Origin of the sequence: Streptococcus sp. M334 (assembly GCF_000187745.1) — a bacterium.
GTDB lineage: Bacteria > Bacillota > Bacilli > Lactobacillales > Streptococcaceae > Streptococcus.
The window spans coordinates 1-8,580 of record NZ_GL732488.1; the positions used below are offsets into that span (position 1 = coordinate 1).

Genomic DNA, 8,580 nt, shown 5'->3' on the forward strand with positions numbered 1-8,580 from the left:
TTTTCCTGATGTTAATCCANCTTTTCACTCGTGGAGCTGGGCTTGGTCATTTGGAATACCGTCGCCATCAATATCATCATCTGATACGTCTGGTTTGCCGTCGCCATCTAAGTCTCTTTGTACCACTACTGGAATGGTTACGGTGACTGGGGTATCTCCTGTACGTGTTACCGTTACTGGAATATTCACTGTTTTAGATGTTTCATCGCCAGTCCATTCGATACCAGTTGGTTTTCCTGTGACTTTTCCATCGGTTCCTACTGTCAATCCATTCGTTGGTGTTGCTGTGAATGTCGCATCGTCTTTGTTTGGATTAATCACTTTTTCTTTACTTGTATAAGGTTGTCCTTCTACTGCTGGGTTTGTAGGATTTTTCTCACCTGCTTTTAGCACTTCTTCTACAGCTACGTCTACTTCATCTTTACTTCCATCTGGATATACTACTTCTACAGTAACATAGTTCTTACCATTCTTAGCAGTAACTCTACCATTATCTTTCAGTCTTTTTGTAACTCCATCTCGAGTAGCTTCTTCTGAAAGAGCTGGTACTGTTACAGCATTTTTGATTTTATCTTCATCTGGTTGACTAATTGTACCGATATTTCCTACTTTAACTGTTGTTCCTGCAGTTGGTGTATATTTCTCGTTTTGAGCTTTAACATCTAATTTGAATTTAACAGTAGTTGTATTCGTTGGAGTTGTTTTATCTGAAGCTACAACTGTTAATACTTTATCTCCTAATGCTGTATTCGTTGCCACTTTACCAGATAATGTATGAGCTAAAGGTGCTGCATCTGTTGCACTATCACTTGAACTTGCTCCAGTTTCTGTTACTCCACTTGGTAATCCTGATGTAGCGAATCTTGATAGTTTTCCAGTATTATCTGAAGCTTTTACAGTAATTTCAGCTTTCTCACCACGATATACAGTTACTTTCGGCACTCTTGCTTCTGGAGTTGATTCTGAAAGGGTTGTATCTTGGTTATTTTGTACTAACTTAACTGTTGGTTTAACCGTTTCGTTAACCTTCACAGTTACTCTAATAATTTTGCTAGATTGACGTTGTGTTGCTGCTGGAGAATTATCGCTAGTTTCTTGAGATTTTGGTAATGTCACTTTTACATAACGTGTTGCTTCTCCAAACTCAGTAACTGTTTTATTAGTTAATGCTGTACCATTTTCATCGGCAACCCACTCATAAGTTGTCCCTGCTGGTAAATCTTCTGAGCCTGCAACCTTAGTAACAGCAGCTTTCGCATTCGCTTCAGTTAATGTTGCTCCATTATTAACAGTAATCTTATTAGCTGCAGCCATCACATCATAAACATGGTGAGAAACAATTCCCTCATGTTTTAATTTTAAATTAATATTAGACTCATTATCGTTAAATCTGCTAGCTGCATAATAAGCTCCAAATGTATAATCTGTCTTACCTAAACCATCTGTTGCCAAGTAAGTTTGAATTTTTGCATTAGGTTTAGTTTCAGTTCCTTTCTTAACAAACCAGTTCATTCCATTTGGAAGACCTTTGTTTATATAGTAGTTACTTTCAGAATCATTAGTTCTAGTAACTCCTCTGAAATCATAAACAGTGTTAGCTACTGGGAACGTAGCCTTAACATTATAATTAACACTAACTGTTTTAGTAGTTCCATCATTGAATCGAACTGTAATATTCGTCCAGTTTCCATCTTTTACAGTATTCGTGTTAAATGTTGCTGTTACAACAGCATCAGCTGGTAAAGGAAGTTTGCTAGATCCATCTTGCAACTCAACAATGGTCTTCATTTCTGCCGCTGAAAGTGTTTCACCTTGTTTCAAGTTAATAATTGGACGTTTTACAACATTTGTATTTTGTTGTACTTCAACTGGAACTTCATCTTTACTTCCATCTGGATATGTTACTTCTACAGTGACATATTTTTTACCACCAGCTGTTGTCACAGCTCCATGGTTCTTCAATGATGTTGTTACACCGCCAGAATTCCTTGCTTCTTGTGAAAGATTTGGCACTGTTACAGAGTTTTTAATTTTTTCTAAATCTGAAGGACTAATACTTCCAATATTATTTACAGCTACTGGTGTTGTTCCTGCTGTCGGTGTATATTTCTCGTTTTGAGCTTTAACATCTAATTTGAATTTAACAGTAGTTGTATTCGTTGGAGTTGTTTTATCTGAAGCTACAACTGTTAATACTTTATCTCCTAATGCTGTATTCGTTGCCACTTTACCAGATAATGTATGAGCTAAAGGTGCTGCATCTGTTGCACTATCACTTGAACTTGCTCCAGTTTCTGTTACTCCACTTGGTAACCCTGATGTAGCGAATCTTGATAGTTTTCCTGTATTATCTGAAGCTTTTACTGTGATTTCGGCTTTTTCACCACGATATACAGTTACTTTTGGTAATGCGTTTGTTGTTGTCGATTCTGAAAGTGTTGTATCTTGGTTATTTTGTACTAACTTAACTATTGGTTTAACATTATCCGTCACATTAAACGTCATTTGTACTGGTTTTTGAGCAGGTGAATAGATTGTATAATTTACACCATCTATTTCTTTCGTATTCTTCACACCAGGGAATACAGCCGTAGCAATGTACTTAGTAATAGTTCCTACTTCATTTAATTTTGTGTTCTTATCACTATCAGTAAATGAAAAAGTACTAGAATTAAACCATTTAAACTGCATATTAGTTGGATAATACTTATCACTATCTGCAATAGTACTTTCTGCCACTTTGAAGTGATCATGAGGATCTCCTAATACACTTCCAATAGTACGATTTTCTGTCGTACTATTTTTCGCTTGAATATCTACAATACGATATTTAAATCTATATGTTGCAGTATTATTACGAGCATCAGTCGCCGTCACAGTTGCAATTCTTTCTCCAAACGGAGCATCAGTTGCTACAGCATTATCTGGAATTGTATAATCAAACTCCTTTTTTCCACTTTTCGAAACATCTGCAACACCTTTTGGTAGACCTGTAATGGATAAAGTGACATCATTCTTATCATCTTGAACTCTAAATGTAGGATTGAAATTTGCTCCACGATAAATAATAAAACGAGTATTATCTGCATTTTGTGTTAATTCTTTTCCATTAAATAATACTTTTGGTGCTACATTATCAGGAACTTCTGTTGGTCTTACAGGTGCACTAAGCTCTGACTCCACTTTACCATAACTGTTTTGAACACTTGTTCTAGCTGTAATCTCCGTTAATGGTAATGCTTCAGGCACATTAATAGTAGCTATTTGACCTCTTGTTCTTCCTGTTCCAATAACTTTATTACCACTATATAATGTCACTACAGAATCGTTAGGAACTCCATCTTGTACATTTACAACTACATTTTGTCCTTTTTGTCCTGCTTTTTCATTGACTGAACTTTGCTGAATTACAGGTGTTTTAGGTTTAACTTTTAGTGTTACCTTTGTCGAATTTGATGAATTATCATAATAGTGTGCAGTAACATCATACTTAAATATTCCTGCAGTATTTGTATTCGGTTGTTGTCCATTTGTCCAATTCCAGCTCATGCCGTCAGGGAATTTTTTACTATCATCATTTCGAACTACAAAACCTGATTCTACAGGGTTACTTACATTTCCAAGAGAATCCCCAACTGTTTTTATAACTTCTTTACCTTTAATCCGATATTCTTCACTTTGTTGAACGGTTGGCACTACTGGTCTATCTGGTACATTTGTATAGTTCTCACTAGCATTTTTTCCCGATACAAATACATAAGATTGGTTTGTTGTTGGTCTCTGAGTTCCAGCCACTGCTAATGTATAAGCTTCTTTTACCTTTTCTTCTGTTACACCTTGCTTTAACTTAGCCTTTACTTGCATATGCACAGCATCTCTATCGTTAAGAGTTGTCACACCGAAACCATATGACCATCTGCCGTACACACTATTTCTTGATACAGCCATTGCTAAAAACGGATCATTTCTGTTACTTTTAAAAGTATCTTTCATATCTAATCCATAAGAGTCATTAGTGTGACGAATGTCTAAGGTATTTTTATATGTTAATCCTTCCCTAGTTACACTATCTTTTAAGAAATCAAAATTTACTGTTTGCTTTTTAGAAAAATTCCCTGGATTTTGAGATAAAGTTCCGCTATTCCCATTTTTTTGATATATTTCAAATTTCAAGTCCCTTAATGTATCACTTTTGTAGGTTCCATTAGGGTTTAAATCTAAAATTTCAGGCTGCAAAATCAATTTATAAAACACTTCATGAGTACTTCCACCCATCACACGTCCGTCATTATTAAAGAACACATCATAAACGACATACTTACTTCCATTAATGGTTTCAAAACGAGCTGTCATATCAACTTTGTTTTCCGTAAATTGTCTATTTCCGTTTTGGAGATTCCCATTAAAATCAGAAGCACGAAAGCGTTGGTAACTTAAAAGATTTCTTTCAGAAGTCCAATTTTGAGATACAGCTGCGGCTCTATTACTTGTCCCTGATTCCATACTCTGACCATTACGAGTATCACGTTTCCCTGAATTTAAACGCGTTGTAGCGTTTTTAACAGAAATAAACATTCTCTTCACTCGCTTTGTTAGATCTTCAATATCATTAGGAGAAATCGTTGTATTCTGAATAACCCCTTGGGCTAATCCCAAGAGTTCGTTAGCTTTTTCAAATACTTCTTTAGTTGATTCATGTTCAGGAAGCTCAAGAACCGCTGCTTGTAATTGTTCAGCAGACAATTTTAGTGATTCTTTCTTATCTGAAATAGTTTTATCAGCTTCACTTAGTTCAGAAGCAGTTTTATTATCTCTGATTTCAGTCTTATTCTCAGTTGTAGTTTCTTGAACCTTGCTTGATTCTTTAGTAGCATTTGATAAAACAGTTAAATCATTTTCTAAAAGGGAAAGTAGGTCATTTACATCCTTCTGTGTTGCAGTATCACTATCTAGTAAGGCTTGTCCTTTTTGAACTCTGTCCTTAATCGGAGAAATAACTGAGTTGTCAAGATTTGATTTCGATGAAAGAGTAGCATTTAACTCTTCAACTACTTTTCTTAAATTCGCTTTATCAACCGCTTTGACAACGCTTTCAATATTAGTTGCCATTTCCTTTTCCGAAGGATTCTGTGCAGCCTCTACTTTGTTATCGGTAGGTTGTTGAATCTCTGCAAGTGATTTATCCTTATCTTTCTGTTTAACCACATCTGTGGTATTTTGTGAATTATTTTCAATTACACTATCCGCACTAGCAACGCGCGCACCCAAAAACATCAGTGCTGCAACAGCTACTGAAGCCGCACCAAAGCTATATTTACGAATAGAGAAGCGTAGAACCTTTTCACGTTGGTGACGCTCTACTCTACTTAGTGAATTCGATTTGTTTTCCATTTTTCCTCCTTATGTCAAAACACAAAATCAAATTAAAAAGCAATTCTTATAGCTAATCCCAAGTAGGAATATAACCATAAAAATCACTATGATGAGCATTTTACACATCACAGCTATCACAGCTATCACAGCTATCACAGCTATCACAGCTCAATTATACCATTTTTAATATATTTACACAACAAAAAACAAGCTTCTTTCGTCAATAAAAGTTGGAAATTTTTAATTATTCATAAAATATCAATATGTTATATTGTTTTAGATAAAAAAGAGAGGTTTCCCTCTCTCTCAAATCTAGATTTTTTCGTCTCTAATGTCAATCACAATCTCTTCTGATTCATCAAGAGTTTCGACCTTTTCTTGCCATTGCTCCTTAAGATTATTGAATCGATCTTTTGATGCTTCTGTCGCTTGACGAGCACATGATTTGGCTTGAGCAAGTACACTGTCCACAGTGATTTCACCTGACTCAACCTGTTCTTTGGTTTTCAGAACAAAATCTGTAGCCTGCTCCTTGACTTCTGTCAATTTTTCACAGATTTGCTCCTTGGCATACTCAGGATCTTCTCTCAAATCATCTAGAAAATCTTGAGCCTGACTGCAAACTTGTTTTCCCTTATCACTTGTTAAAAACAAGGCAAGAGCTGCACCTGAAACGGTTCCTAAAAGGATTGAGGATAGTTTACCCATAAGAATTCTCCTTTTTATTTTTTGAAAAATTTACTTGCAAGACGAAGAGCTGACAAACTTGCACCAGTCTTGAGTGTTTTTGAACCAGCTGATGAAGCTTTCTTGCTCAAGACACGCGCATGGTCATTAAGGTCTGAAACAGATAGAGACAAATCTGCAACTGCACTAAAGAGTGGATCAATCGTTGCCACCTTGACATTAATATCATCTGCCAAGACATTGACCTTAGCCAGCAATTCATTGGTATGATGCAAGGTCACATCCACATCTGAAGTCAAGGTTTTAATCGTCTTTTCTGTTTCATCGATAACACGTCCAAGCTTTTGTACAGTAATAATTAGATACACTAAAAAGACAATCAAAGCAAGGGCTACAAGAATATATGCAACTTCTAACATTTAGTTTTCCTCCTCTGTAATATAGAAAGGGGCCTTCTTTCGATTTTGATATAGAATGATAAAAATACCGAGACCGATAAGGACAACTGATAGCCATTGAGACACTCGAAGACCAAAGAACATGAGGCTATCTGTCCGCATGCCTTCGATGACCATGCGACCGAAACCATACCAAATTAAGTAGAAAGCAGTGATATGACCTCGTCTGAGACTCTTCCATTTTCGTCTGAAAATCAGAATCAAGGCAAAGCCAAGCAGATTCCATAAAGACTCATAAAGAAAGGTCGGCTGACGGTAGCTCCCCTCAATATACATCTGGTCACGGATAAAGCCAGGTAGATAATCCAGATTATCCACTGCTGCACCGTAGGCTTCTTGGTTAAAGAAATTGCCCCAGCGTCCCAGACTTTGGGCAATCATGACGCTAGGCGCCGCAATGTCTAGAAAATCCCAAGTATTAATGAGTTTACGATCAGCAAAGATATAGAGTACAAGAGCCCCAGTAATCAAACCTCCGTAAATAGCCAAACCACCATTCCAAATGGCAAAAATCTCTCCCAAGTTCTGACTATAGTAATCAAAACGGAAAATGACATAGTAGAGACGAGCTCCTAAAATAGCCAAGGGAAAGGCTACTAAGATAAAATCTAAAATATCGTCTGGTATGATCTTCTTTCTAGGCGCTTCTTTCATGGTCAAATAGACCGCCAGAATCAAGCCTGTCACAATACATAAGGCATACCAACGAATGGCTAGAGGGCCTAGATGAATAGCAATTGGATCAAGCATTAGGCACCTCATTTTGAGCAATAAGATTTGTCAAGCGTTCTTCGAACAAACGCGTCGCATCAAAGCCCATTTCCTTAGCACGATAATTCATGGCAGCTGCCTCAATCACAACAGAGATATTACGACCTGTTTTAACTGGGATACGGATACGAGGAATGGCTACGCCAGAAATTTCTAATTCCTCTGCATTGTTCCCAAGACGATCAAAAGTCTTATGCGTATCGTAATTTTCCAAATAAACAGCCAGCTGGACTTGTGAAGAGTCCTTGACAGCACTGGCACCGTAGAGGCTCATAACATCGATAATCCCAACCCCACGAATTTCAATCAGGTGTCTCAAGATTTCAGCTGGTTCACCCCAAAGAGTAATCTCATCCTTGGCAAAGATATCGACACGGTCATCAGCTACCAAGCGGTGACCACGTTTGACAAGCTCTAAACCTGTCTCACTCTTACCGATTCCACTATCTCCCTGAATCAAGACACCCATTCCATAGATATCCATCAAGACACCGTGCACACTGGTCCGTTCTGCCAAACGAGAATCCAGATAACTAGATAACTCTCCAGACAAACGACTGGTTGCTGTACGACTAGTTAAAATGGCAATCTTACACTCTCTAGCTGCCTTTAACATTTCCTCTGGAACTACCAAACCACGGGCAACAATAACCGCAGGTGTCTCAGGTAGAAACATTTTTTTCAAGACTTGGTAACGGTTGTGAGAGGACATCGAAACAAGATAGGACCACTCCTTCATTCCCAAAAGTTGAATCCGCTCTGGCGTGTAGTAGTCAAAATAACCTGTCATTTCAAGACCAGGTCTAGTTATGTCCGCTGTATTGATTTCCTTTTCAAGCAATTCTGGTTCGCCATAGACAATGTCTAGTCTAAGCTTTTCAATGACTTCTTTTACTAAAACCGACATCATTTCCTCCTTCAAATGAGTTCTTCCCTCTATTATATCAAATTGTGGGAGGAAGTTTCAGATTTTTGCAGGCTTTGGAGTATTTATTTATACTCAATGAAAATCAAAGAGCAAACTAGGAAACTAGCCGCAGGTTGCTCAAAACACCGTTTTGAGGTTGTAGATAAGACTGACGAAGTCAGCTCAAAACACTGTTTTGAGGTTGTAGATAAGACTGACGAAGTCAGCTCAAAGCACTGCTTTGAGGTTGTAGATGAAACTGACGAAGTCAGCTCAAAGCACTGCTTTGAGGTTGTAGATGAAACTGACGAAGTCAGCTCAAAGCACTGCTTTGAGGTTGTAGATGAAACTGACGAAGTCAGCTCAAAGCACTGCTTTGAGGTT

Annotated in this window: 6 protein-coding genes; 1 reads left to right on the forward strand and 5 read right to left on the reverse strand. The window is 37.4% G+C overall.

The window, feature by feature from the left end:
- Positions 1 to 24: 24 nt before the first annotated feature.
- The 5 genes from HMPREF0851_RS10115 to hprK form a co-directional block, all read right to left on the reverse strand.
- Positions 25 to 5,391 (reverse strand): Rib/alpha-like domain-containing protein, encoded by a 5,367-nt coding sequence (locus HMPREF0851_RS10115; RefSeq protein WP_000428923.1) that lies wholly within the window; start codon positions 5,389 to 5,391, stop codon positions 25 to 27.
- Positions 5,392 to 5,685: 294 nt separating this feature from the next.
- Positions 5,686 to 6,081, reverse strand: a complete 396-nt coding sequence (locus HMPREF0851_RS10120; RefSeq protein ID WP_000517365.1) for a YtxH domain-containing protein — start codon at positions 6,079 to 6,081, stop codon at positions 5,686 to 5,688.
- Between the two features lie 14 nt (positions 6,082 to 6,095).
- Positions 6,096 to 6,479: a DUF948 domain-containing protein gene (locus HMPREF0851_RS10125; protein WP_000895040.1), complete on the reverse strand. Its 384-nt coding sequence runs from the start codon at positions 6,477 to 6,479 to the stop codon at positions 6,096 to 6,098.
- Positions 6,480 to 7,268: a prolipoprotein diacylglyceryl transferase gene (lgt, locus tag HMPREF0851_RS10130; RefSeq protein ID WP_000886653.1), complete on the reverse strand. Its 789-nt coding sequence runs from the start codon at positions 7,266 to 7,268 to the stop codon at positions 6,480 to 6,482.
- On the reverse strand, positions 7,261 to 8,196 hold the full coding sequence (gene hprK / locus HMPREF0851_RS10135; RefSeq protein WP_000115156.1) for an HPr(Ser) kinase/phosphatase: 936 nt from the start codon (positions 8,194 to 8,196) through the stop codon (positions 7,261 to 7,263). The genes lgt and hprK overlap by 8 nt, the downstream gene beginning before the upstream one ends.
- Positions 8,197 to 8,292: 96 nt before the next feature.
- Between hprK and HMPREF0851_RS16475 the strand changes: the two genes are divergently transcribed.
- Positions 8,293 to 8,580 (forward strand): hypothetical protein (locus HMPREF0851_RS16475; RefSeq protein WP_025169865.1); only part of this gene is annotated, 288 nt, incomplete at its 3' end.

Bases quoted from the DNA above. Each gene is read 5' to 3' on its own strand.
- HMPREF0851_RS10115 (WP_000428923.1), bottom strand. From the start codon at position 5,391: ATGGAAAACAAATCGAATTCACTAAGTAGAGTAGAGCGTCACCAACGT.
- HMPREF0851_RS10120 (WP_000517365.1), bottom strand. From the start codon at position 6,081: ATGGGTAAACTATCCTCAATCCTTTTAGGAACCGTTTCAGGTGCAGCT.
- HMPREF0851_RS10125 (WP_000895040.1), bottom strand. From the start codon at position 6,479: ATGTTAGAAGTTGCATATATTCTTGTAGCCCTTGCTTTGATTGTCTTT.
- lgt (WP_000886653.1), bottom strand. From the start codon at position 7,268: ATGCTTGATCCAATTGCTATTCATCTAGGCCCTCTAGCCATTCGTTGG.
- hprK (WP_000115156.1), bottom strand. From the start codon at position 8,196: ATGTCGGTTTTAGTAAAAGAAGTCATTGAAAAGCTTAGACTAGACATT.